The 25,711-nt window shown below is 49.1% G+C and carries 23 protein-coding genes; 13 read left to right on the top strand and 10 right to left on the bottom strand.

The window, feature by feature from the left end; all coding sequences use genetic code 11:
* The first annotated feature begins 12 nt into the window (after positions 1-12).
* From LQV63_RS14180 to lepB, 6 genes are all read left to right on the top strand, one after another.
* Positions 13-909, top strand: coding sequence for a carbohydrate ABC transporter permease (locus LQV63_RS14180; protein WP_233697214.1), 897 nt, complete (start codon positions 13-15; stop codon positions 907-909).
* An 83-nt stretch (positions 910-992) separates the two neighbouring features.
* Positions 993-2,666 (top strand): extracellular solute-binding protein, encoded by a 1,674-nt coding sequence (locus LQV63_RS14185; RefSeq protein ID WP_233697215.1) that lies wholly within the window; start codon positions 993-995, stop codon positions 2,664-2,666.
* Between the two features lie 201 nt (positions 2,667-2,867).
* Positions 2,868-4,451: a response regulator gene (locus LQV63_RS14190; RefSeq protein WP_233697216.1), complete on the top strand. Its 1,584-nt coding sequence runs from the start codon at positions 2,868-2,870 to the stop codon at positions 4,449-4,451.
* Between the two features lie 13 nt (positions 4,452-4,464).
* Positions 4,465-6,219: a sensor histidine kinase gene (locus LQV63_RS14195; protein ID WP_233697217.1), complete on the top strand. Its 1,755-nt coding sequence runs from the start codon at positions 4,465-4,467 to the stop codon at positions 6,217-6,219.
* A gap of 71 nt (positions 6,220-6,290) precedes the next feature.
* A complete protein-coding gene (locus tag LQV63_RS14200; protein ID WP_019424091.1) occupies positions 6,291-6,887 on the top strand; it encodes a hypothetical protein in 597 nt (198 codons plus the stop codon).
* A 78-nt stretch (positions 6,888-6,965) separates the two neighbouring features.
* Complete coding sequence (gene lepB, locus LQV63_RS14205; protein ID WP_233697218.1) at positions 6,966-7,469, top strand: signal peptidase I; 504 nt, start codon at positions 6,966-6,968, stop codon at positions 7,467-7,469.
* Between the two features lie 206 nt (positions 7,470-7,675).
* Here the strand turns inward: lepB and LQV63_RS14210 are convergent, their stop codons facing one another.
* Positions 7,676-8,524: a DegV family protein gene (locus LQV63_RS14210; RefSeq protein WP_233697219.1), complete on the bottom strand. Its 849-nt coding sequence runs from the start codon at positions 8,522-8,524 to the stop codon at positions 7,676-7,678.
* A 243-nt stretch (positions 8,525-8,767) separates the two neighbouring features.
* Between LQV63_RS14210 and LQV63_RS14215 the strand changes: the two genes are divergently transcribed.
* The 3 genes from LQV63_RS14215 (at position 8,768) to LQV63_RS14225 (ending at position 12,142) form a co-directional block, all read left to right on the top strand.
* A complete protein-coding gene (locus LQV63_RS14215) occupies positions 8,768-9,310 on the top strand; it encodes a hypothetical protein (protein ID WP_233697220.1) in 543 nt (180 codons plus the stop codon).
* Between the two features lie 919 nt (positions 9,311-10,229).
* Positions 10,230-11,255 carry a Gfo/Idh/MocA family protein gene (locus tag LQV63_RS14220; protein WP_233697221.1) on the top strand — a complete coding sequence of 342 codons (1,026 nt, stop codon included), beginning with the start codon at positions 10,230-10,232 and terminating at the stop codon, positions 11,253-11,255.
* The gene (locus tag LQV63_RS14225; RefSeq protein ID WP_233697222.1) at positions 11,252-12,142 is read left to right on the top strand and encodes a protein phosphatase 2C domain-containing protein; all 891 of its coding nucleotides are present in this window, start codon (positions 11,252-11,254) and stop codon (positions 12,140-12,142) included. Before LQV63_RS14220 ends, LQV63_RS14225 begins: the two co-directional genes overlap by 4 nt.
* A gap of 15 nt (positions 12,143-12,157) precedes the next feature.
* Here LQV63_RS14225 and msrA read toward each other — a convergent pair whose 3' ends face one another.
* Positions 12,158-13,141 carry a peptide-methionine (S)-S-oxide reductase MsrA gene (gene msrA, locus LQV63_RS14230; protein ID WP_233697223.1) on the bottom strand — a complete coding sequence of 328 codons (984 nt, stop codon included), beginning with the start codon at positions 13,139-13,141 and terminating at the stop codon, positions 12,158-12,160.
* A gap of 370 nt (positions 13,142-13,511) precedes the next feature.
* On the opposite strand from msrA, the gene LQV63_RS14235 reads away from it, so the two are divergent.
* Complete coding sequence (locus tag LQV63_RS14235) at positions 13,512-14,237, top strand: TerC family protein (RefSeq protein ID WP_019424084.1); 726 nt, start codon at positions 13,512-13,514, stop codon at positions 14,235-14,237.
* A gap of 224 nt (positions 14,238-14,461) precedes the next feature.
* Here the strand turns inward: LQV63_RS14235 and melA are convergent, their stop codons facing one another.
* Positions 14,462-15,760, bottom strand: coding sequence for an alpha-glucosidase/alpha-galactosidase (gene melA, locus LQV63_RS14240; RefSeq protein ID WP_233697224.1), 1,299 nt, complete (start codon positions 15,758-15,760; stop codon positions 14,462-14,464).
* 175 nt (positions 15,761-15,935) lie between these two features.
* Here melA and LQV63_RS14245 point away from each other — a divergent pair, with 175 nt between their 5' ends.
* Positions 15,936-16,808, top strand: a complete 873-nt coding sequence (locus LQV63_RS14245; protein WP_233697225.1) for an AraC family transcriptional regulator — start codon at positions 15,936-15,938, stop codon at positions 16,806-16,808.
* A gap of 98 nt (positions 16,809-16,906) precedes the next feature.
* Here LQV63_RS14245 and LQV63_RS14250 read toward each other — a convergent pair whose 3' ends face one another.
* The 7 genes from LQV63_RS14250 to nhaC form a co-directional block, all read right to left on the bottom strand.
* A complete protein-coding gene (locus LQV63_RS14250) occupies positions 16,907-18,040 on the bottom strand; it encodes a glycoside hydrolase family 88 protein (RefSeq protein ID WP_233697226.1) in 1,134 nt (377 codons plus the stop codon).
* A gap of 30 nt (positions 18,041-18,070) precedes the next feature.
* On the bottom strand, positions 18,071-18,829 hold the full coding sequence (gene kduD, locus LQV63_RS14255; protein WP_019424080.1) for a 2-dehydro-3-deoxy-D-gluconate 5-dehydrogenase KduD: 759 nt from the start codon (positions 18,827-18,829) through the stop codon (positions 18,071-18,073).
* A gap of 26 nt (positions 18,830-18,855) precedes the next feature.
* Positions 18,856-19,608 (bottom strand): DeoR/GlpR family DNA-binding transcription regulator, encoded by a 753-nt coding sequence (locus LQV63_RS14260; protein WP_019424079.1) that lies wholly within the window; start codon positions 19,606-19,608, stop codon positions 18,856-18,858.
* Positions 19,609-20,442 (bottom strand): 5-dehydro-4-deoxy-D-glucuronate isomerase, encoded by an 834-nt coding sequence (kduI, locus tag LQV63_RS14265; RefSeq protein ID WP_019424078.1) that lies wholly within the window; start codon positions 20,440-20,442, stop codon positions 19,609-19,611.
* A 280-nt stretch (positions 20,443-20,722) separates the two neighbouring features.
* Entirely contained in the window at positions 20,723-20,890 is a 168-nt protein-coding gene (locus tag LQV63_RS14270) for a hypothetical protein (RefSeq protein ID WP_019424077.1), read from the bottom strand.
* A 67-nt stretch (positions 20,891-20,957) separates the two neighbouring features.
* Positions 20,958-21,314 (bottom strand): hypothetical protein, encoded by a 357-nt coding sequence (locus LQV63_RS14275; RefSeq protein ID WP_233697227.1) that lies wholly within the window; start codon positions 21,312-21,314, stop codon positions 20,958-20,960.
* Between the two features lie 664 nt (positions 21,315-21,978).
* A complete protein-coding gene (nhaC, locus tag LQV63_RS14280; RefSeq protein ID WP_233697228.1) occupies positions 21,979-23,382 on the bottom strand; it encodes a Na+/H+ antiporter NhaC in 1,404 nt (467 codons plus the stop codon).
* A gap of 307 nt (positions 23,383-23,689) precedes the next feature.
* Here nhaC and LQV63_RS14285 point away from each other — a divergent pair, with 307 nt between their 5' ends.
* Together LQV63_RS14285 and LQV63_RS14290 are read left to right on the top strand one after the other, a co-directional pair.
* The gene (locus tag LQV63_RS14285; RefSeq protein WP_233697229.1) at positions 23,690-24,643 is read left to right on the top strand and encodes an AraC family transcriptional regulator; all 954 of its coding nucleotides are present in this window, start codon (positions 23,690-23,692) and stop codon (positions 24,641-24,643) included.
* A gap of 125 nt (positions 24,644-24,768) precedes the next feature.
* Complete coding sequence (locus LQV63_RS14290) at positions 24,769-25,698, top strand: ABC transporter permease (RefSeq protein WP_233697230.1); 930 nt, start codon at positions 24,769-24,771, stop codon at positions 25,696-25,698.
* The last annotated feature ends 13 nt before the right edge of the window (positions 25,699-25,711 follow it).

The following is a 25,711-nucleotide window of genomic DNA, read 5'->3' on the forward strand; positions in this document are numbered from 1 at the left end:
GGGTGCATGTCGGTGGTGCGTGAAAGCTTCGGCGATCGGTGTTTGACCGTTTTCATTTATGCGTTTCTTACAATTCTTGCCTTTTCAACTTTTTATCCGTTCTGGAATGCCATCGTCATCTCATTTAACGAAGGTATGGATACGACCAGAGGCGGAGTTACCTTTTGGCCGCGGGAGTTTACGTTAGAGAACTACTCTATCGTCTTCAAGGATGAACGATTGATGAACGGCTTTGTCATCTCCGTTCTGCGTACGATAATCGGTACCATATCCGCCATATTGGCGACGGCCATTTTCTCATACGGAATGTCGAAAAAGGAGCTAATGGGACGCAAGTATTATATGATTATGTGCGTTTTTACGATGTATTTTACCGGCGGGCTCATTCCGTCTTTCCTGCTTATTCGCAGTCTCGGATTGATGAACTCGTTCTGGGTGTTTATCATCCCTTCGCTCATTGGCGTGTGGAACATGATTATTTTCCGAACGTTCTTCCGGGGGCTTCCAGCAGGCCTGGAGGAATCCGCTAAGATTGACGGCTGCGGCAACTGGGGAACGCTGTTCCGCATCGTGCTGCCGCTGTCGGGGCCCGTGGTCGCGACGCTATCGCTGTTCACGGCGGTTGCGCACTGGAACGAATGGTTTACGGCGAGCATTTACATTTCAAAGGAGGAATTGCTCCCGATTCAAACCATTCTGAAGCAAATTCTTGCTTCCAATATCGTATCCGAGCAGACAGCCGGCATGGATTCCGCGGCTCTGGCACGCATGCAGCAGGCGAAGACCGTCACGAGCAAGTCGCTCTCCATGGCGACGATGATGGTGGCGACAATACCTATCGTCATGGTGTATCCTTTCGTTCAGAAGTATTTCGTTAAAGGGGTACTCGTCGGATCCTTGAAGGAGTAGACGAATCTGGATTGGCCCGATAACGCGTTTAGAGCAATTTGCTTTAAACATAAAATTAAGTGTTGAAAGGGGAAAACAGCGAGATGAAGAATAGGAGAAAGCTGTTCGTTAGTGTCATGTCCGTGTTGATGGTTCTATCTTTGCTTGTCGGTTGCAGCGGCAATAGTGGTACGAATGCGGAACCGCCGAAGCAGGAATCGAATGCTGGACAGACCGAGGAGAAGCAGGGAGGGGAACAAGCCTCTCAGCTGTATGAGCTAGGCAAAGAGCCGCTCGATTTCACGTTGTTCGGCAACTATGAGTGGTACACGATGCCGCCGTGGGGCAAAGACGAGACGACCGCCTGGATTAAAGAGAACAAGAAAGTGACCATCAAAGAGATTCCGAACGGCGGCAATAACGTGCAGAAGCTCAACACGATGATTGCTTCCGGCGAGCTGCCGGATGTCATCTGGGGCGAGCGGGGCGCTGATGTGGAACGGCTGCGCGAAGCGGGCATGCTTGTAGCGCTGGATGATTACGTCGATAAATATCCGAACCTGAAAAAGTGGCTAGATTCAAAGGCGCTGAACATGCTGCGTTCGCCGGATGGGAAATTGTATCAATTCCCGAACTGGTATACGAACCGTCCAAATGGCAATGCCGGCTGGGTCGTGAATAAAAAAATCTATACGGAGCTCGGTTCGCCTAAATTAGAAACGACCGACGATCTGTACACTTATTTGAAAATGGTAAAAGAGAAATACCCGGATGTCATCCCATTTGAGACGGACTTGGCAAAAGATGGCCACGGTATCGATCAGCTGTACTCCGCCTTCAAGGAGAACAACCTGAGCTTTACGCGATATTTCGCGGTGCCAGATGGCGATAAGATGAAGTCGATTTACAAGGATGAAGCGTTCCGCGAATCGGTCGTCTTCGCGGCAAAGCTGTTCCGCGAGAAGTTGATTACACAAGATGCGATGACGCAAACTCAAGACCAAGTCAAGGAAAAAATGATGAACGGGCGCGTTGCGGTTTATGCATCTTCCAATCCGACGGTCAATGGAATGCAGGCGCATTCCGAATTGACGAAGAAGGATCCAGATGCCGGATATTTCATGGTGTGGCCAATTTATAAGGAAGGTCTGGACAAAAACAAGATCTATCCAGGCACGTACAACAAGCTTGGCTGGAACGCGGCCGTCATTACGACGAGCGCAAAAAATCCGGAAGCAATCTTCGCTTTCCTCGACTGGTATACGGGGTCTGAAGGGATGACTCTTCAGATGTGGGGACTGGAAGGCGAGTATTGGAAAGGGTTAGAAGCTGATGGAGTTACACCGAAGTTTACGGAAAAATATACGACTGACAAGGAAGGACTTGCAAAATACCAATCTAAAATGGATCCGCTCATGTGGGTAGGCAATACGGTCTATGTTGATGATATTAAAGGTAAATTCGAAGCGACGCTTCCAGATAATGAACGGAATTGGTCCACTTACTGGCAATATGAGATTACATGGAAGACACAGGGCGATTCGACCGAATTCATTAATTTGAATCCACTGCCGGAGACGGAAGAAGGCATCGTTCATCAGCGCGTTAAAGATACATGGTTGAAGGCGCGGGCGCAAGCATTGTACGCGAAGTCAGACCAAGAGGCTCTAGACATTCTGGATAAGGCGCATGAAGATTCCATGGCGGCAGGCTTCCAGCAGGTGCTCGACTTCTACGCGACGAGATGGCATGAGAACTTAAAGATTATTAACGGTTAATTTTTATGCTATAAGATGTACACTGCGAGGGGGACCCATTGACGGGGATCCCCTCGTTTTGTGTGTAAGAGCATCAGACGTACAAGCATGTAACCGATTTAACTTTTCAAGTGGCTGCGGTAGAGGGTATACTTGCAATATAGTTGTAAATATTCGACATCAGCGGATCGTGATAATATGTCACAGGAGGAGTCTGCATACATGTACAAAGTACTGCTGGCGGATGATGAGATGCTCGATTTGGAAGGGATGAAGCAGTTCATTCCTTGGTCTGAGCTCGGTCTTGAAGTGGTGGGTGCGGTTAACAACGGCTTTTCGGCCTGTGAAGTAATGGAACAGCAGTCTATCGATATTTTAGTGACGGATGTAAATATGCCGAATATGTCCGGTCTGGAGCTTGCACGGCGAGCCATCGATAAGAGATCAGATGTTCGGATTATTTTTGTAAGCGGTTACCAGGATTTCCATTACGTGAAGCAAGCGCTTTCCCTGAAAGCATGCAGTTATGTGTTGAAGCCTATGGATGATGATGAATTGGTAGCCTCTCTTCATAAAGTCATCCAAGAACTGGATGAAGAGAAACGGCGGCGGGAGACAGAAGAAGATTATCAGCATATGATTCCGCTGGCGAAGAACGACCTGCTCATCCGTATCTTTGAAGGAGATCTGTCGTGGTATCGGTCCGGGGGCTCCATGAGGCTGGCCTCTTCCTATGGATTGGATGCGTTGAAGTGGCCGGTTCGAGTGGCTGTGATGGAACTGGATGATGCGGTGTGGCTGCAGCCGGGCAGCAGCGAAGCGGCGCACCAGGACATGCGCGCCGCATTTCTGTACGAGATTCGCGAGATCAGTCTCCGGCATGGCATGCCCCATTGCTGCAAGCTGTCGCGGCAGCGTCTGGCCATCGTGATGCATGATGACGGCGTTCGCGATTGCATCGACGAGATGTATAATTCGATGAATTCAAAATTATCCCTTTCCATGACGATTGGCTTGGGCAAGCCGATACAAAGCTTGGACCAAGTGCATATTTCATATAAACAGGCTCTGGAAGCGCTGGACGGCAAAATGTTCCTCGGCAGAGGCAATCTTATCGACTACGAAGATGTTAAACGCGCACCGGAGCTGAAGGATGCAAGAACGCTCGATATCCGCTTGGACGCGTTGTTCAAGGCGATGTCTCAATATGAGCTGGTGAGCATTCACGACGAGATAGAGAATCTGTTCCAGTCGGTGTGCTCGCTCCGTTCGAAATTTACAATCCATAATTTGGCGATGTATATGGTGTGGAAGCTGGATCAGTATCTGGATTCCAACGATGAAAATTTGTTCGACATGTTGGGCATGGAGCTGCATAATCTTGATATTTTGCTGCAATTCGAGACGGTTGGAGATATTCGTTCATGGCTCATCCGCAAAGTGTTCGAAATTTCCGAGATGCTGCATGAAAAAGAAAGATCCAAAAACAGCAAGCTCATCCGGGAAATTTTGAAGACCGTGAAGGAACGCTCGCATGAGAACATCACGTTGAAAGACATATCTCATCAATTTTCATTTTCGCCGAACTATTTGGGACATATGTTCAAGGAAGAGGTGGGCAAGACCTTCAGTGAGATGCTCATCCAAATCAGAATGGAGCGGGCATGCGACCTGCTCAAGGATCAGACACTCAAAATTTACGAAGTTGCCAATCAAGTGGGATATCGGTACATTCCGTATTTTAGCAGACAGTTCAAGGAAACCTTCGGTATGACGCCTATGGAATTCCGCAAACGAGAGTTGTGACGGAGGACAAATCATGTCAATGCGTATACAAGCAAAAAAACCGAAATATTTGCCGTTCGGCTATAAGCTGATGCTTACCTATATGGTTTTTATTATCATTCCGGTCATTGCCATCGGATATTTTTCGCATTCCATGTACCAGGATTCCATCCGCAAGCAGACAAGGTCGAACATTCAGGGCACTCTGCTGCAAATTCGGGATAATATCCAGTATAAAATGGAGGACGTTCAGCGCGTGTCGTCCATGCTCTATTTCGACTACTCGCTCGTTACACAGCTGCGCAGCTACGAGGAAGGCTGGGAGAGCTATGAGCGGACGACAAAAATTGTGACGCCAAAGTTCAATATTGCGCTTAATGCGACCGGCTTGGACTTAGCGATGTACTTGTTTCTGGCCAACGATACGCTGCCTGAAATCTATCATGGTTCATTTACGAACGAAAATCCAGAAAAACTGGAACGAAATTATAATCTATACCATTTAAAACGTATTACGGACAAACCATGGTACCAAAATTATCCTATAGAGCAATACGGTGAGACGATGCGATGGCAGCAGGTGGAACGGGACGGGGACTTCGGCCGCATTTCTTTGCTGCGCCGTCTAGTGGACAGCAAAGTACCCCTCCGATTGAAGGAGATCGGATTTATCCGGCTGAGCGTTCGCATTCAGGAGCTGTTTCAAAGCGTCGATTACCGAAAGATCGATGAAGGCAGCGTTTTGGCCATTAAGGATGAACAGGGGAACATTCTGTACCAGTCGGGTGTCCTGCCGAACGGTCTTAATGCTGAGAATATTCCGAAGAGCCATTATCTAACGATTAAGGAAACGATGAGCCAACCGGCCTGGGAATTGGTTGCTTACGTGCCTACGACCATTATGGAACGCGATTCGATGAAGGTCCGCATGTTCATTATTGGAATCTGTCTGTTGTGCGGGATCGTTTTTACGTTTGCGGGTATTTTTATTTCCAGATATTTCTCCATCCGCATGACGAAGATCGTATCCGTTCTTAACGCCTTCCGTGAAGGGGATCTTCACAAGCGCATGACCTACAAGGGCAAAGATGAATTCTCGCAAATTGCGGTGGCGCTCAATGAGATGGGGCAAAATATAGGCGATCTGATTCAAGAAGTATATATGACGCAAATTCAGAAAAAGGAAGCGGAGCTGGAATCGCTGCAAGCGCAGATCAATCCGCATTTTTTATATAATACGCTCTCGTCCATAAGCCGCTTGGCCAAGTTCGGCGAGACGGATAAACTGCACCGCATGGTGATGGATTTGGCGAAATTTTATCGGTTGGCGTTGAATGACGGGCAGATGATTATTTCAGTACATAAAGAGCTTGAGCAAGCAAAGGCCTATATCGATATTCAAAAAATTAAATATGGGGACCGGATGGAAGTCATGTTCGATATCGATCCGGACATCTTGTCATATCGTACGGTTAAGCTTGTGCTGCAACCATTTATTGAGAACGTGCTGGAGCATGCGTGGTGCGGAGACCGGATTCACATTCGGGTTGTCGGCAAAAAGGAAAGGAATGAAATTGTGTTTCGCATCATTGACGACGGGGTAGGTACGACTGCGGAGCGTATCCGTCAAATATTTGATATGCGTGATCATGTAAATGCGGGCTACGGGATTCGCAATGTCGATCAGCGAATTAAGCTGCATTATGGAGCACAGTATGGGATAAGCATCTTCAGCCGCTTGGGCGTCGGCACTTCGGTAACGATTCGAATTCCGGCAAAGCGTAATTAATTTCCCACCAAGTACCAGACATCCTGTATAATAGACAAATATGCATTTTGTTCTGGAATGGAGGGAAAGGATTGAATACGAGGTCATTGGCCTATGTGGCTGTTCGACTGTTGGCGCTGTACTTCTTCATTACTTCCATCGTTCAATTATCGAATGTGGCGCAAGTTAGCCTGCCACCGCTCTTATACAATAAAGAAGCATTGTCTCATGATATGAATCAGAATGTAATACTCATCGTGATGATGCTGCTTCCGGCTGTCGTCATGCTGCTTGCCGCTTGCGTCTTATGGTGGTCGGCCTACCGTATTTCAGGCGCGTTATCCCCGTCAGGAATGAATGAGACCGCCTTTTTGATACGGGAAGCAGAACGGGACGACGAGCCAGTGCCGCTCCGCACGAAGACTCATGCGCTTGCTCCGCTGACGAAGCCGTTGCTTCAGATAGCACTGGGCATATCCGGAATTATTTTGCTGGTGTTGAGCATTCCTGAGTTCATTCATATGATTGTGACGCTGTCTTATGTGGATACGGGAATGTACCCGGATCAGATGCAGCGAGAGTTCAATGCAAGCTTCCTGCAAATTATCGTGAAGCTGTTGCTCGGCTTCTGTCTCACGATAAGTGCAGGCGGAATCACACGGTTTATTACGCGCTCCCATACGACGTAGCTTTGACGATGGATAGCATAGAAGACGAGCAACGATAATGCGCAGATGGAGCGTGTTTGGGTAAGAGGAGGAATGATGATGGATAATAGATGGAAATTGATTGTGAGAGGCTACATTATTCCGATTATACTAGTGTTCAGCCTCAGCTTTCTTGTGCAGAAGGTTGCATATGCCCAAGTTGTCGTACAACAGCATTCGATGCAAAATACGTACCATCCGGGAGATCGGCTCATCGAAAATAAATGGGTATACCATTGGTCCGATCCGGCATATGGAGATGTAGTCATTATTGATCCGACCTTCGACGGGAAACGCTTCATTAAACGCGTCGTTGGCGCTGCAGGGGATACATTGGACCTTCGTGACGGTCATCTGATCGTCAATGGGAACGTCATTGACGAACCGTACGCGGAAGGAGAGACATGGCCGAGAGAAGTTGAGTTTCCTTGTGTCGTTCCTAAAGGGCATGTGTTCGTCCTAGGGGATAATCGCGAGATTAGCGAAGACAGCCGCAGGTTCGGGCCGGTGCCTGTGGCGAAGCTCGAAGGCAAAGTCGAATGGAAGGTATGGCCTCTGTGGTAAACCGAAGGGTCCCACATCTGCATGTTGGGGGAGACATTCATGCCGCATTATATTGGCAGGCGCATCATCTTGAGAGAATATCGGCAAGAAGATTCCGGCAATTCGCAAATGGGTGAATGACCCAAGAGGGCTGCAAGCGAAGGCACACACGAAATAGGAAAGCGGTGAATGTCCAGGCAGCTGCCCGGATTCACCGCTTTCTTCGTTTATTGTAACGCGAACACTATCCCGATCGTGTTCGGACCGCAATGGCTGGAAATAACACAGCCGCAATCCGATATATAGACATGCTTGGCGCCGGTGCGCTGCTTCAGTTCCGACTGCAGCATGGCGGCATCATCGTGTGATAGCGAATGTGTTACGAATATCGTATCTAAATCCATGCTGCCTTGGAGGGACAGCGCGTTATTTTTCAACTGCTCGAGCGCTTTCTCACGTTTGCCGCGAATCTTGTTGGCAGGGGTCATTTTCCCTTCAATGACTTTGATGACCGGACGAATCTTCAACAGGCTGCCGATAATATTTTGCAATCCGCTGCAGCGTCCTCCTTTATATAAATAATCCAGCGTGTCAATAATAAATTCCGTCTCGACTTTGCCCTTGACCGATTCTACCAACTGCACGACTTCATCCAATGATTTCCCTGCTTCCAACGCTCGCGCCGCCTTCAGCACCTGAATTCCGATTCCGGTAGATAGATTCAATGAATCCATGACCTTAACCGTACCCTCTCCGAGCATTTCCCCTGCGATGGTTGCATTTTGAATCGTGGAAGACAATTGGGAGGACAGTCCAATGAATAATATCGTGTGCCCTTGATGTACATATGGTTCGAACGCCTTCATAAAATCAGCGGGAGATGGAGCCGATGTCTTCGGCAGCTTGCCAGATTCCTTTACTCGCTCATATAATTCGGGCGTCGTGATGTCTACGCCGTCCCGGTAGGCTGTATCGTTGAAAGTAACGTATAACGGAATGATGCCGATATCGTATTGTTCAATCAGTTCTTTCGGCAGATCGCATGTACTGTCCGAAAATAGTTTTACGTTGTTCATGATGCTTCCTCCCGAATGATATGTAACCTTTCCATGAGACATCTAACCATTATACTGCAAAATGAAAAAACATACATGCGCCAGCCCCATTGACGGCTGTAGAAAAATGTTCCAAATTCCGCTGGTTGTTGCGTGCGATATGCCATGAGGGTATACTGAAACAGAATTTACACTACATACGGGTATGAATATATCGAATGGAAAGGATATAGAGCAGCGAAGATGATTACAGAAGCAAAAGCAATGAGACGTATTCAATGGGGTTTTTTATTCTTTATAGATTATGCCCCGGGCGGCATTGACCTGTTACCTGATATTGTAGGGCTAGCACTGATATGGAGCGGGCTAAATGAGCTGTCTGCTGAGTCCGTTCGGTACCGTCAAGCGAAGAACGTATGTATACCGCTAATTGTGCTGGCGATAATCGAGGTGCTGCAGCCGCTCCTTATCTCCGGAACGCCTTCACTGTTCCGTGCCTGGTTCGGCGTCATTCGCAGCGTTGTGGAGACCGGATTGAATATTACGTTAGTGACGCTGATGTGCAGCGGATTAAGAGAGATTGCGCTAGAGAGGGGACAAGCCTCCTTTGCTCATACGGCCCGCCGCAGGTCGTTATATTTTGTGATTGCATTAGTATGTTCCATGAGCATGATCGGTTTTGCTTTGGCATCCCCCATGGTATTTTCAGCGATGTCCGCGCCAATGTTCCTGCTGTACATTATTGTCGTCTTCATGCTGATGGGATTATTCGGACAAGCTGCCAAGCTTGCGTCGAAGCAATCATAGCCTCTGGAAAAAAAGACCTTTTTTGGTCTTTTTTTAATTTTATAAAGTTGGGCGGATTGTCAGGAGAGAAAGCGGATCTAAAGGCTGGGCCGTATCTCCCTTGTCTCATCCTGCATTGGAATATGTACAGTGAAACAACAGCGTATATCTCTTTACGGCAGGTTTCATTGGAGTTGATCCAATGGTTCGACTCTCATTTCGAGCAATCGCTGAAAAACAGCCAAATCCATTGGACAAAGTACAGTCTAAACGCCATTTAGCCGCTTGAACCATCGGTTTTACTGTATATTTTCCAATGGAACTTACTTCGATCACGGAGAACAGGAATTGTTTTTTTGAAGAACTGTCGCATTTGGCTTGAAAATCCGTCCTTAAATAAAGAGCATGATGTCAGGCTTCCGTTCAATGGCTCTTAGATCCATTCTCCCATACAATCAGGAAGGATAACGTCGAGAATAAGGTGCATGCATACCATTTCGTGTATACACTATGTCAAGCAGCCTGTCAGAGACATTGATTTCTATGCTCGGTGCGGGAGTTTTAAATAGATGCCATGCGCTGAAGCAGCTGAGCAAGGCAGCAGTAATTTGGCAGCGTTCAGAGTCATGATTGGGAGTGCCGCTTCCTGATGAAAGGGGAGAATGAAGCAAAGAGCCAGATAAAGCAAATCCCCTTTAGTCTGAACGCACCACTGTACGGACGGAACATCTCGTTAATTATGAAGAGTCGATGCCTTGCTATTTAACAGATGGTACGTCTTCAGGCGATTTTTATGATCATTAGCAAGATTGTGGAGACATTCCTTATGGCTATAAAGGTCTCGAGAGTGTTTTTCTTAAATTGGAGGCAGGAAATGCTGAAGTCATGACGAAACCGAACATTAGATGATCATTATGCTAACAAAGGAGAGTGCTTAAAAGTGGCACAATGGAACATTGTCGTTGCCGGCTGCGGACAAATGGCCAACACTTGGATTGAATATGTGAAGACGCGCCATGACGCAGCTATTGTCGGCTTGGTGGATGTGCAGGCGGAAGCGTCGCTCTCGATGGCTGATAGACATGACTTGAACTGCGGCTTATATTCCGATCTGAAGGAAGCAATCCGGCGCAGTGGGGCTAACTTGGTATTTGATATTACGACACCCAATGCGCACCTCAGCACGTCTGGAACGGCGTTGGAAATGGGCTGCCACGTTATGGCGGAGAAGCCGCTCGCGGCGCACATGTCCGAAGCTGTGCAATTAACGAAGATCGCCCGGCAAGCACAGCGGTCATTGGCCATTATGCAGAACCGTCGCTATCTTCGCTCCATTCGAGCCTACCGCGAACTAATCCGGACAGGCGCAATAGGTTCGGTCGGGTTCATCGGAGCCGACTTCTTCCTTGCTCCCCGCTTCGGCGGCTTCCGGGAAGAAATGGCGAGTCCGCTTGTATTGGATATGTCGATTCATACGTTCGACCAAGCTAGATTCATTACAGGCGCGGATCCTATCAACGTTACTTGCCAGGAGTGGAACCCGCCCGGCTCTTGGTACCGTGGCAGCGCTTCAGCAATATGCACGTTCGAGATGAATGACGGCTCGATGTTCAATTACCGCGGATCCTGGTGTGCACAAGGATTTCCAACCTCTTGGGAGGCTTCATGGCGCGTAGTAGGAAGCCAAGGGACCGCTATATGGGATGGCGAGCGGATAGAGGCCGAATCCTTTGACAAGGATGGTCAAGGGAGCAGAACGCAAGGAACGACCGATTGGAACGGGCAGGAGGGGCATTTCGGGTGCTTGGATGAAATGTTCCTCGCGCTGGAGGAAGGACGGCCGGCGGAGACGAATGCGGAAGATAATCTGAAAAGCATTGCGATGGTGTTCGGAGCGATCGAGAGCGCCAAGCTGGGCAAGACGATCCATATTCCGACGCTGTTAGCGCAGGGGTTGAGTTCATGAAGCCGGTCAGCTTCAGCTATCAGTTGCTTATCGACGCCGTAACGAGGAAAGGCCAAGGAACACGGAATGAGGATCGGCTTGTCGTGTTTCCGGAGGAACGATTATTCGGTGTCATTGACGGCGTATCGGGAATACAAGTGCCTCTGGATGATGAGGGGAGAACGGCGGGGGAGCTGGCAGCGCGGACTGTGGCACAGCCATGGGCTTCTGCCGTCACTGACCCAGACCGATCATCCCGTCCGCTCGACTTGCTGGTGCGCACGAGCCTGCAAGCGAACGAACGGTTGAACGGAATTATGCTGGAGCAAGGAATCGACCTCAGCAGAAAGGAACGGCGCTTCGGTGCTGTTCACGCCTTCGTACTGCTGGATGAGACTCACGCGCATTGGGTTCAGACGGGAGATTGTATGATTTATGCCGTCTATGAGACGGGACAAATACGAACTATAACGCATGACCGTGTCGAATACTATGACTCGCACGCGCTTGAGACATGGCAGCAGAATGACGAAGCCTGGTTGAAGCATGAACGGCCGGATGAGGTTCAAGCTATGCTTGCAAACAATCGGACACACGCGAACTCCAATCCAGGCTACAGTGTATTAAACGGCGATCCGGCTGTCGAATGGCATATGGAGTATGGCAGCATCGCGCTGCAAGGCATGACGCATTTGCTCCTCGTAACGGATGGGCTATATCCTTGGCACCTTGACGACCGTCAGCGTACGACGGAGGCATGGATTCAATATGTAGTCCATACCGGGATTGGACAGAGCTTGGCAGTGCTGGAAGCGAACGAGCGACAGGATGAACACTGCAACCAAATTCCCCGGTTCAAAATGTCCGACGATAAGACAGGCATTTTGCTCACGCTTGCGCAGACGTGATTGATCTCATTTGTTCTATGACTGAGCTTCGAACAGAGACAAAAATTCTCCATATCCTTCTCGTTCCAGATCTTCTTTACGAATAAAGCGGAGGGCGGCGGAATTAATACAGTACCGCAATCCATTCGGACCCGGACCATCGTCAAAGACGTGGCCGAGATGCGACTCCCCGAAACGGCTGCGCACCTCCATACGAACCATGCCGTGCGATAAGTCAAGCTGTTCCTCGACGTGATGCGGACGAAGCGGCTTCGTAAAGCTTGGCCAACCACAGCCGGAATCGAATTTTTCCTTCGAACTGAACAAAGGTTCGCCAGATACGATATCTACATAAATGCCTTCTGCTTTATGGTCCCAGAATTCGTTCTGGAATGGCGGCTCGGTTCCGCTATTTTGCGTCACATGATATTGCATCGAATTCAATGTATCTTTCAGCCCGATCTTATCCTTTGCTTGAATCGCCCAATGGGAAGAGATAAAGGCATCCCGGCCAGACCCTTTGCGATACCGCTTGTAATGCGCAGGGTTTTTCATATGATAATCTTGATGATGTTCTTCAGCGGGATAGAACGTTCCCGCGGGTAAGATCTCAGTGGCGATCGGCTTGTCGAAGCGGCCGCTCTGTTCCAATTCAAGCTTGGATTGCTCTGCTGTCTGCCGCTGCTCTTCATTATGATAGAAAATCGCCGTCCGATACGATGAGCCGCGATCGTGGAACTGCCCGCCTTCATCGGTAGGGTCGATTTGCTGCCAAAATATTTCAAGCAGCTTCTCGTAAGGGAACAACTGCGGTTGAAACGTAATTTGCACGGCTTCCGCATGTCCTGTCTTATCGGTGCATACTTCCTCGTATGTAGGACAATCGGTATGGCCGCCTGTATAGCCAGAAATGATGGAGTGAATGCCAGGAAGCTCTTCAAACGGTGTTACCATACACCAGAAGCAGCCACCGGCAAAAGTCGCTTGCTCCAATGGGGCATGTTCATCAAGAATACTCATTTATAGGCTACCTCCTTTTCAATAAAATAATCATAACCAATTGTACCCGATTGAACAATGGCTCAACCGTGCACCTTGAAAAATAGGTGAAAATAAGGGTTGAACAATTCATTATTCGATGTTATTATTAGTTCACCGAAAATGAATACTCCAAAGGGGAGTAGCTAGCACAGTATAAGTCGTCATTACGGGATCCGTTCCCTAGCGGTCCTCGGCTATACTGGCAACGTATAGCGTTGTTTGCGAGACCTTTGCCACGATTGTAACGTTGGTGAAGGTCTCTTTTGATCTGAGCGCCGTTACCTCGTGGTAACGGCGTTCATGTTTTTCGCGTCCGTAATACATACTAAAGATAAGGGGGATGCAACAGATGGAATTATTCTCATTAGAATTCTGGACGGCGTTGCTGTCTATTGTTGTTATCGATTTGGTACTTGCCGGCGATAACGCAATTGTCATCGGTCTGGCGGCTCGGAACTTGCCGAAGCAGGACCAGAAAAAAGTAATTATATGGGGGACAGTCGGAGCCGTTATTATCCGCGCGCTAGCGACCTTGGGAGTCGTGTGGCTCCTGAAAATACCGTTCCTGCTCGTTGTAGGTGGCGCCGTGCTTCTCTGGATCGCCATTAAGCTCATGGTGGAGGAGAAAGAGCATAACGTGCAAGCCGGCACGAACTTCTGGGCAGCGGTACGGACGATTATTGTCGCCGATGCCGCGATGGGGTTGGATAACGTCTTGGCCGTTGCCGGAGCGGCGGGAGGACACGGTGGGCTTGTCGTCTTAGGGCTTGCCATCTCTGTGCCAATCGTCGTATGGGGAAGTACCATCGTATTGAAATTCATCGAGCGCTATCCGGCTATTATCGTTGTCGGGTCTGCGGTTCTTGCTTGGACATCTGCCAAAATGTTCGTCGGCGAATTCGAAAAATTCGAGTCGATTGCACCTTATTTTGAGAACCCGGTTATTAAGTACGGATTCGAAATTATCGTCGTTGTCCTAGTCGTTGCTACCGGTCTTATCATTAAACGCAACCGCAAAAAGAAGCAACAACAGCTGCCAGACAATTCCGACGACATGCGTCAACGTGCGCAATAAACAATGTAAACAAAACAAATGCATTGCACAGCCGTGCAGAGCACACTGCAATGAGCCCTAGAATCGTTCTAGCGGCTCATTTATATATGTATATGCTGATCATGACACACAAGTGACTCGCGCGATACATGATGACCGCTGAGGACTAGCGGACGAGCTGGAACCAATCGCGGCGACGAAATGAGCGCCCCTCCCGGAGCGCCCTCTTTACTGTAAAAACTGACTTATTTAAACGTTGGCAGCCAAGTGCCATGCGCTTCAATCAGAGTGTCGCACAAGGAGACGATATCGTCCATGCTTAGCTCTGCCGATGTATGCGGATCCAGCATGGCTGCGTGATAGATGTGCTCCTTCTTGCCTGTCATGGCCGCTTCGATCGTAAGCAGTTGTGTATTAATATTCGTGCGATTCAGTGCAGCAAGCTGTGGAGGCAGATTCCCGACATAAGTTGGCGTGATCCCGCTGCGATCGACGAAGCACGGCACTTCCACGCAAGCTTCCTTCGGCAGATTCGTAATCAATCCAGTGTTCATCACGTTGCCGCCGATCTTGAACGGCACGCCCGTCTCCATCGCTTCGAGCATATATGAAGCATATTCGTGCGAACGTGTATGCTCCAATTGTTGATTGTTCACCAACTGCTCGCGCATGTGCTTCCATTGTTCAATTTGATGGACGCAGCGGCGCGGATATTCGTCAAGTGGAATGCTAAGCTGCTCAATGAGTTCGGGGTACTGCTTCTTAATGAAATAAGGATGGTATTCCGCATTGTGCTCTGATGACTCTGTTACATAATAGCCGAACTTGAACATTAGTTCGAAGCGCACCATGTCATGATGCTTTTCTTTTTGTTTCTCTATCGCCCGGCGTTTAATTTCCGGATATAAATCTTCACCGTCCTTAGTCACTTCCAGAAGCCAGGCCATATGGTTAATTCCGGCGATCTTCGCTTGCACGCCTTCTGCGTCTAGCTCCAAGCTGCGGAACAGATGAGGCACACACGCTTGCACGCTATGACAGAGACCGACCGTACGAACACCGCCATATGTATTCATGACATTCGTCAGAACAGCCATCGGATTCGTATAGTTGAGGAACCAAGCGTCAGGACATACTTCTTGGATGTCCTTCGCGAAGTCAAGCATCACCGGGATGGTGCGCAGGTTGCGGAAGATGCCACCGATGCCCAACGTGTCTCCGATCGTTTGGCGCAGTCCATACTTTTTAGGAATCTCAAAGTCGGTAATCGTACATGGGTCGTAGCCTCCCACTTGAATGGCATTGACGACATATTTGGCTCCGCGCAACGCTTCTTTGCGATCGTGATAGGCGACGACGCGGCATGTGCTGCCAGACGTAGACAACAGGTTGTTCAGCATCCGTTCCGAATCGTGCAGCCGTTCGTGATCGATATCGAACAGAGCGAGTTCGAACTCTTGCAGTGCCGGAGTTAACATGCAATCTCCCAGCACGTTTTTAGCGAATACGGTGCTGCCGGCACCTAGAAAAGTAATTTTGCCCATGATTCCTTCATCCTTTCTGCGAGAGGAAAAGTTTGATTTTTTTTAAAGTTCATATGGTCTGATGCAACATGGAATAAAATGCTGTACAATCAATGTAGCTGAATTTGGTGAAACTGTGTATGGGCAAAATGATTATGAGTATGGAGCATTGTAGCCGAAAAAGGGAGGGGACGCTGTGGCTGAGCGAGCGAATATCGCCATCAACGAAGCTCCGTCTCGCGGTGAACTGACCGTCTTATTCAGTGGCCAATCGAATACGGAACCAGGCCATCGAATCGGTCCGACGGTGCATGACTATGGGATCGTCCATTGCGTGCTGTCCGGCAAGGGAAAGTTCGCGATGCGGGGACAGGAATTTGAAGTCAGCGCAGGAGATAGCTTCTTTATCTTCCCAGGCGAATTGGTATATTACGAGGCAAATGAACAGCACCCGTGGGAATACCGTTGGATTGGCTTTCGTGGTAATAATGCAGAGCAAATACTTGCCAATATAGGCATTGGCCCGCATGTTCCTGTACTGAAAGGCTATCGAAAGCACCGGGTGGAGGCTCTATTCCGCAATGCAATGAAAGCGCTGCATCAGGGAGGGGAAGCAAGCGACATTGAAGCCGAAGGCTACTTCCGAGTGGCTCTTGCCGAATATGCTCGCGTGGCAAGCACCGGGAGAGGCGGCTCTAAAGGCGATATGCGCACAGATATCGAACGTCAGGTGGAACAAGCGGCGCGTTGGCTTACATTACAGCATGACAAAGCGATATCCATCGATGAGCTTGCGCACATGCTTGGTTATCATAGGACATACTTATCGAAAATGTTCCGCAAGCAGATGGGTGAGCCTCCGATGCAATTTCTCCTGCGGATTCGGATGGAGCGGGCCAGAACGCTGCTTATGACGACCCAACTGACGATCGAACAGATTGCCGCGTCAGTAGGCTATGAAGATGCGCTCTACTTTTCCAAGCTGTATAAAAAATGGTATACTCGTGCCCCTACTGCCCATCGCATCGAACTGCAGTCTCAGCAAATGACCGATTGCTCGTATCGTTAACACATCATATAAAGAGCCCCCTTATCGCCGATCGTCACATGAATCCGGCAATGAAGGGGGCTTGGAATTACAAGAGAGAACGATATAAACAATTACAATTAGCGCTCATACCAATAGCCTTTTATTCCTTTTTCCAGTCGTACTAACGCTTCCAGGTAGTAATAATCGCCCCAAATCGTAAAGTCGTCAGGACTGTGTCCGAGCAGAACCGCGTAAGAGCCATGCTCGATGAGGCCTTCCGCTTCTGGTTGATTCATCGTTGAGTAGTTCGCAACGAGTGAGCGCAGCGAACGGTCAAGGCCGTCCTCGAAGAAGCTTCTGTCCGGATCATCTGCCGGCAAATGATCCAGCAGTTCCAACAGACCCGCTGCCACGATGGCTGACGCGGAGCTGTCGCGTTTTGTGTTCTCGTCTATCGCAGCATTGAAATCCCAATAGGCTACATCGTCCTCGGGCAGCTCGGTTAAGAAATACTGGGCCATGCGACGGGATGTTTCTAAATAGTGCTGTTCCTGTGTATAGCGATACGATAGCGCAAACCCGTAAACACCCCACGCTTGTCCCCGTGTCCAAGTAGATCCGTTATTGTAACCTTGGTGTGTCGAGCCTCCAATCGGAATCCCTGTGTCCGTATCAAAGTGGAAGGTATGATAAGAGGAATCGTCTCCCCGCACTAAATAACGGCGGCTCTGCTCCGCATGAATGCGCGCAACCTCTGCATAACGCGGATTTCCAGTAGCATTCGATGCCCAATACAATAGCGGGAGGTTCATCAGGCAGTCGATAATGATGCATCCGCCATTCTTCGGATCACCCTTTGGCCCCCAAGCTTGGATGTACTGTCCTTCTTCCCGCCAGCGGCTCAGCAGCTTATCCGCCGCTCGGATCGTCAGCTGCTTCGCCTCTTCATCTCCGTCAATTATCCATTGGGCTTTCGCTGATAAGGAGTAGAGGAAGCCGATATCGTGATGGTCCAGCGCCACATCCTGCTCCAAGCGCTGCTTGAAGCTTTGGACGGTTTTGCGTGCCGCTTCGGCGAACGTCTCGTCTTGCGTATATTCATAGCAGAGCCACAGCATACCGCTCCAAAATCCGTCAGTCCAATCGGTATTATCATTCAGCAAGTATGTTCCGTTTTTGCTTACGTGAGGAAATTGGTCCCCATAACGTGCAATATTCGCCTTCGTCTTCTGCACAGCGTCATGAATTGCGGCTGACCATACATTGTCCATCTCTCGTTCCTCCCAATCGATATCCGTTGATTAACGATTCATCCATCCGCCGTCAACGCACAAAATATGTCCATTCACATAGTCCGATGCAGCAGATGCCAAGAAGACGACCGGACCGGCCAGATCTTCAGGTGTGCCCCAACGGCCTGCAGGAATTCTTCCTAATATATCGGCGCTGCGCTTCGGATCATCGCGCAGCTGCTGGGTATTGTCTGTGGCCATGTAGCCGGGAGCTATAGCATTGACGTACACGCCTTTGCTTGACCATTCATTGGCAAGTGCTTTGGTGACGCCGGCAATCCCATGTTTTGCTGCAGTATAGCCAGGAACATTAATCCCTCCTTGGAAGGAGAGCATGGAAGCAATGTTGATTATCTTGCCAGAGCCTTGCTGAAGCATATGATTGCCAAAGGCTTGACATAAATAGAAGACGGAATTCAGGTTCAACTGCAGCACGTCATGCCAATCCTGCAGCGAATGTTCGGCGGCAGGGGTACGGCGGATAATGCCCGCATTGTTGACCAAAATATCCACTTTGCCATTGGCTGCTTCCACACATGAGTTCACAACATCGTTCATTCCGTCTAAGTCCATTAGATCTGCCTGAATAAAAGTAACCTTGCGGCCAAGGGCTTGCAGCTTCTCTGCCGCATCCCCGCGCGGGCCGTTGCTCGTAATGAGCACCAGGTCCGCGCCAGCTTGCGCAAGCCCGTAAGCCATGCCGAAGCCTAAGCCGACGGCTCCTCCCGTGACTACCGCAGTACGACCATGTAAATTGAACAATTGCATGATCTTTCCTCCTTGAGCTTGACGACCTACAGCAATATCGATGCGCCGGCTGCCGCATATTTCTCCTGAACGTCCGCCGGCAGCTGATGATCGGAAATGATGGCGGTCATTTCTTGCAGCGTTGCGAAGGTGAGCAGAGCCGATTTATCGAATTTCGTATAATCCGCAACACCATAAGTTCGCTTCGCCGTGTCAATCCATGCGCGTTTTAGCTCATACAGCTCGCTGGTATAGATCGTCAAGCCATTTTCGATATGAATGCCTGTGGCGGATATAAAAGCTTTCTGGATATTCAACTTGCGTATCAACTGCACCGCTTCGCTGCTGACGAGCAGATTCCGATTGCGGTATCCGCCGGGCACGACGAGTCGTATCTCCGGCTTGCGCGTCAGCTCAGCGATGATGAATAAATCATTCGTTATGACGGTAATGGGCGCATTGTCCAATCGCTTTGCCATTTCCAAGGTCGTGCTGCCGCCATCAAGCGCAATGATGTCATCTGGCTCTATGAGGCGTACGGCTTTCTCAGCAATTTCTGCTTTTTCGGTTAGGTGCTGCTGGTTCGGTGCTTGCACCGGCAGCAGTCCGAGGTCGGACATATGCTTCAACACGGCTCCGCCATGAACCCGGGTAAGCAAGCCTTGCTCTTCCAGCAGCTCAAGATCCGCGCGAATCGTCTTGCCGGTAACCTGAAGCTGCTCGCTAAGCTCGTTTACTTTGACTTCGCCTTGTTGAATGAGAAGTTCCATAATCTGTTGATGGCGTTTTACGTTCGACATTTACTTCAAATCCTTCATGGCAATCATATCCATATCTTCAAACGTTTGATTCTCGCCGGCCATGGCCCAAATGAACGTATAATTGCTCGTGCCTACACCGCTATGGATGGACCAGCTCGGTGAGATGGCGACCTGCTCGTTGCGCATGACCAAATGCCGCGTCTCTTGCGGCTCCCCCATGAAGTGGAAGACAAGACCGTCTTCTGGCATGTCGAAGTAGAAATATACTTCGGAGCGTCGGTCGTGAGTATGGCAAGGCATTGTATTCCACATGTTGTTCGGCTTCAGCAGCGTCATGCCGAGCATGAGTTGACAGCTTTGAATGCCGCCCTTGTGGATATATTTATAAATCGTGCGCTCGTTAGACGAAGCCAAGCTGCCAAGATGCTGCGGCGTAGCTTCGGCAATCGGCAGCAGCACGGTCGGATATGTCTTATGAGCTGGTGTGGAGATGAAGTAGAAGCGTGCCGGATTCGCGGCATCCCGGCTAGCGAACGTCACATCGCGGCTTCCCATGCCGATGTATAGGCAGTCGCGCGCCTCCACGGCATATTCCGTCCCGTCAACGTTGATGATGCCGGCAGCACCCACGTTGATGATACCGATTTCACGACGCTCCAGCACATAATCGGCGCCGATTTCCTTTGAATCCGCTTCCAATTGCAGTGTGCCTGTTGTTGGCAGCGCACCGCCAATAATATAACGATCGACGTGGCTGTACACCATCTGAATCTCGTTCTCCACGAACAGCTTCTCAATCAGGAACTCTTTTCTCAGACGATCCGTATCGTAGCCTTTCGCACTCTCTGGATGACTTGCGTGACGCATTTCCATGTTATGATTCCTCCTATGAATGAATGATTGGTTAATCTTGCCTGATGCTGTCTATTATAGCTCAATGTTCATTTAAGTTCAATTGAATGTTTATATAAGTTTATTTTATGAAAAAATATAGCTTTTAATATGGAAATGAACATATAATTGAACGTTGAGATGAACGTAGAAATGAACGTAGAAATGTTACAAACAGCTTAAGCGCCGTGTTGCAACACAATAAAAAACCCTATCTTACTCAGCATGGCGCTGAGCAGGATAGGGGTGATGAACATTAATTCTACAGTAGGAAGTAAAGTGCAGCGATTACTGCCGCTGATAGTACAATGAACATGATGATGTTCATCATATCTCGATTAATGACTTTCATATCCGTCTTCAATCCTGAAGAATGCTTGCCCTGCTTCTTCGTAAGTTCATGCTGTTCCTGTTCATTGATCTGGTTCATATGGAAATTATTCCTCCTCGTAACTATCGTTGTTTACTGCCGGTATGATAGAACTGTATACATCCGATCAGCGAACGACGTACTTGGAGGTAAACTTTAAGGGCATGAGACAGATGCTGAGCAATAGAAGGCGGAAAGGCACATCGAATAAATATTTGGGAACGATATTCCGTATTATGAGAATGAACAGGTAAATGAAAAAGAGAACAGCCCATTGCATGAACGTATGAATTTTCACGATATAGTGATGCGGAATCCCGACCACCGTCTCATAATGCAGCGCATGGGCGTATTCCGCATCCGCGCTGGGCTGTCCGAGCGGATCTGCTGACAGCGCAGGCAGCAGGGAGGAACAGAGCAGCATGAGCACGCAAATGATGATGACGGCGCAGCGGGGCAAGCGGCCGTTCACATGTTTAATCATCAAGTTCCTCCCTTTCATTCCGAATGGTATGCACCTTGTCGTGCACATAGATACTTAAAGCGTATCATAACAAGAGAAGGGGGACAATGCCTATCATTTTCGGGTATTGTTGTTCTGTGATAATGCTGCCTTGTAACTGTCTAATTCACTGGAACAGGACCCGGCTGATTGCGGGAAGGATTATAAGATAAGATTGTGTGCGATGATAAACATCCGACCCGTCTCCTGCCCGAAGAGAAAAAGCAGGGCGGAAGGTTTGGGCCTTTGTTTCATCCATTGGATTTCGTCCAATGAAATAGCGGGGTGCAGCTCTTTCGGGTCGGTTCCATTGGAGTTCATCCAATGGCTTGACACTCCATCCGCACTAATGGCTGAAAAGAGCCCGATCCATTGGACAAATTACAGTCTGCATGCCATTTAGCCGTAGAGTCCATACATTTTACTGTATGTTTTCCAATGGATCTTGCTTCGACCTCGTCCGAAGAGAACCATTTACCTCGTTTCCTTTTCATATCCTTATCTGTCTGGAGAAAGCAAAGCTGCTTGCACAACGGTAAGGCAATTGCCTTGAGAGAAGCCGAACCGGAAAAATCCACAAACGGATGCAAAAAGAAAGAAGCGAGTATTGCGCCTCCGCGCAAACCCGCTTCAATTGATATGCCTATCATTTCCGAGCCATACCCAAAGTTTCTCTCTTCAAGCCCGGAATGAGCGCGAACGCAAATGTCACCAACGGGGACAGCCAGAGGAAAAAGGCGTACGGCGCATAATCGAGCACCGTCAGTCCCAATGCGCTCGTCATCATCGCTCCGCTGACACCCCACGGAATGAGCGGATTGACCAAGGTCCCGCAATCTTCCAATGTGCGTGAGAGGGTAACGCGCGGAATGCCGCGTTTCTCATATTCTTCTTCAAAGAGCTGGCCCGGCAGCAGAATAGACATATACTGTTCACCGGTAATGATATTGACGCCAATGGAGCTGAGCCCGCTCGTTACGACGAGCGCTTCTTTGCTCTTTACCGGAGCGATGAGACGATTGAACATCGTCTGGATGACTCCGCAGTGCTGCAGCAGTCCGCCTAATGCGAATGCGATAGCGATAAGTGTAATGGCCCCGGTCATCGATTGAAGCCCGCCGCGATTGACGATGCGCGCGACTTCTTCCAGTTGGAAGGAGCCTTGATATCCGTGGTTCATCATAACAATCCATTGCGTAACAGCGAAATCTCCTTGAATGAACAGCGCTATGAGCAAGCCTGTGCCGATACCGAGCAGCATCGTAATGATGATGGGCAGCCGCTTAAAGGCTGCGGCAAGCACGACGACAAGCGGAAGCAGCGTCAGTGGGTGAATATGAAACGACTGGCTAATATCACGCTGCATCGCTTCGAGCTGCGACAAGTCTGTCTGGGACGATGAACCAAAAAAGAAAAATGCGGCGAGGGTCAATACGAATGCCGGCACGGTCGTCCGCGTCATGTTCCGGATATGATCAGGCATTTGCACGCGTGCGACGGCAGATGCGAAATTGGTCGTATCGGAGAGCGGAGACATTTTATCTCCGAAGCATGCACCAGATACGACGGCACCCGCCACGATGGCTGGATGGACGCCCATAGAGCCTGCCATGCCGACCAGGGCGACACCGAACGTGCCGACGGTCGTAAGTGAGCTGCCGACGAACATCGACACGACGACGGTAAGCAGCATCGCACTAATTGTGAACCACTGCGGCTGGAACCAAGTGGTTCCATATACAAGCAGTGTCGGAACTGTACCGCTCATCATCCAGACTGCGATTAGAATGCCGATGAGAGATAGCAGCGCCGCCGGCATGACGGATGCCTGAAGTCCGCGCATGAGTGCTTGTTCAACCGATTTCCACGATTGGCCGAAGGCGAGCAGCAGACACCCGGTCAATACGGCGGCGGTGATGAGCGGAATATGGGGCTCTGCCTGCCATACGAGAATGGTAAGTAAGAGCAGGACGATAATGCTGGTGAAAATCGTAACACTTTGCGCGAAGCTAAGCGGACGAGTCTCGTTGTGTTGCTGGTGGGCTTGCATGGTGTCATCTCCTTGATACTATATACATTGTAGTTCATAGCTGGTTCGATATTAACGTATGACTTGATTACATAATCGCTTCTTCGCTTACACGCTTGTCCGTGTTAAAGCAAGTGAATAAACCTATTATAACTTATCGTGACTTGACTATAAGGTCAACGGTAACAATAACCAGTTTTTTTGAAGGCTCAGCGCTCATATCAGCGGTGAGCCTTATTTGCGTGTATTAAAAACAATATTGCATTTATAAATGTTATAATGGTATTTTGATATTTATAAACACTAAAAAAGGCTGGTGAATATGGAAGTGAGTGCAACAATAGAACGGGCTGGAGACAAAGGCGTGTCACGGGAGGGGAATGCTAAGTTGATTTCGTGTCAGGAAGCGACGATTCCTTGCGAGGAAGTCGCTATGACTTTGTCGAGACAATTCCCGATCCATATTATCGATACGATTGGCGTAGCGCCGGAATATCAGCGGCTTCATCGCCATGATGTGCTGGAGATTAATTGGATTAAATCCGGATCGGGCCATTACATCATCAATGGGCAGCGGATTAATTTTCAAGAAGGAGATATTTTGCTGATTAACTCGAATGATTTGCACAGGGCATATGAAAAAGAACATCTCGTTATGCAGGTAACGGCTTTTGACGCTTCCTGGTTTGTACATGATCTGCGCTACGAGCATGATCTGCTGGCGCCTTTTGCAGAGCTGGGCATACATTTTACGCATCTGCTTAGCCGGGACCACAGCAAGCTGCTGCAATCCATCCTCAGCGACATGCAGGAGGAGTACAACCGGAGTCAGCCGTTACATGTATCGATAGTGCGATCGCACCTCATCCGGTTTTTGGCTTATGTGAGCCGTTATTTGCGCAGCGAAGCTCCGCTATCTCCAGACGGCGCAGCACGGCATCCTAGCTCCGAACATGATGTGAAGGTACGCGCCGCCATTCAAGCGATGGATCGGGATTTCGCCCGGCCGTGGACCTTAAAGGAGCTTGCCGGACTTGTCTACTTAAGCCCATCCCGATTCAGTGCCGTGTTTAAGCAAACGGTCGGCGTCTCGCCCGTTGAATACCTAATTTCCGTCCGCATTAAGCATGCAGTGAGGCTGCTTGAATCGTCAGACTTGCAGATTATTAACATTGCGCTAGAATGCGGCTTTCGCAATCTGTCCAACTTTTATCGGCTATTCAAAAGCAGTACGGGTTATGCGCCGAGCGAAGTACGGTCAGGGGGATTTGCAAAACGATAACATTATACAGTCTAAGCAGAAGAATACTGGAGGAAACAGGGCAGGCCGCAATTTACAATCAAGTAAGACATCGGCCATGACATGAAGTATTTCGGTCTGCAGTTCACGGACCGACCAAGGAGGGAATGCATACGATCATGGTGTTACTAGGCCGCTTCAAGCGTATTTTTGAACAATGGGATATTCAGCTCATGGTGCTGCCCGCAATAGCGTTCATTTTTGTGTTCAGCTACATCCCGATGTACGGCGTGCTTATGTCGTTTCAAGACTACAACATATTTAAAGGCTTTCTGCACAGTCCATGGGTCGGCTTGAAGCATTTCGGCATGTTTTTTCAAGCGCCCGAGTTTTGGAATGTCATGCGCAATACGGTCGTCATTAGCTTGCTCAAATTCTGTATCGGCTTTCCGGCCCCGATCCTGTTGGCGCTAATGCTGAACGAAGTGAAAAACATGGTGTTCAAGCGGGTGATTCAAACCGTCAGCTATTTGCCGCATTTTCTATCGTGGGTTATCGTATCAGGCTTTGTCATGTCGCTATTATCGACGGACAACGGAAGTGTGAATATGTTGTTTGAGCGTATCGGAGTGATTGACGAACCAATCAACTTTCTTTCTATGCCAGAATACTTTTGGACGATTCTTGTCACCACGGGAATATGGAAGGAGATTGGCTTCTCCTCCATCGTATACTTGGCAGCGATTGCTGGTGTCGACCCGCACATGTATGAAGCGGCTTCCATTGACGGAGCCAGCCGCTTCAAGCAAATGTTCCTCATTACGCTGCCCGCGATTATGCCGATCATTATCATCTTCATGATACTGGCCATCGGCAATTTGCTGAATGCCGGCTTTGAAGACATTTTGCTGTTGGGAGCGAGTCCTGCCGTCAGGGAGGTTGCCGACGTGCTAGATACATACGTGTACCGGATCGGCATTCAGAACTCCCGGTTTTCATACGCGACGGCAGCTGGGCTGTTCAAAGCGGTCATTAGCGTCGCGATGCTGGCAGGGGCCAACTATATTGCCCGGAGGACAGGGAACAGCTTGTGGTGACGCGATTATGGAT

Source organism: Paenibacillus profundus (assembly GCF_021369635.1).
GTDB classification, from domain to species: domain Bacteria; phylum Bacillota; class Bacilli; order Paenibacillales; family Paenibacillaceae; genus Paenibacillus_B; species Paenibacillus_B profundus.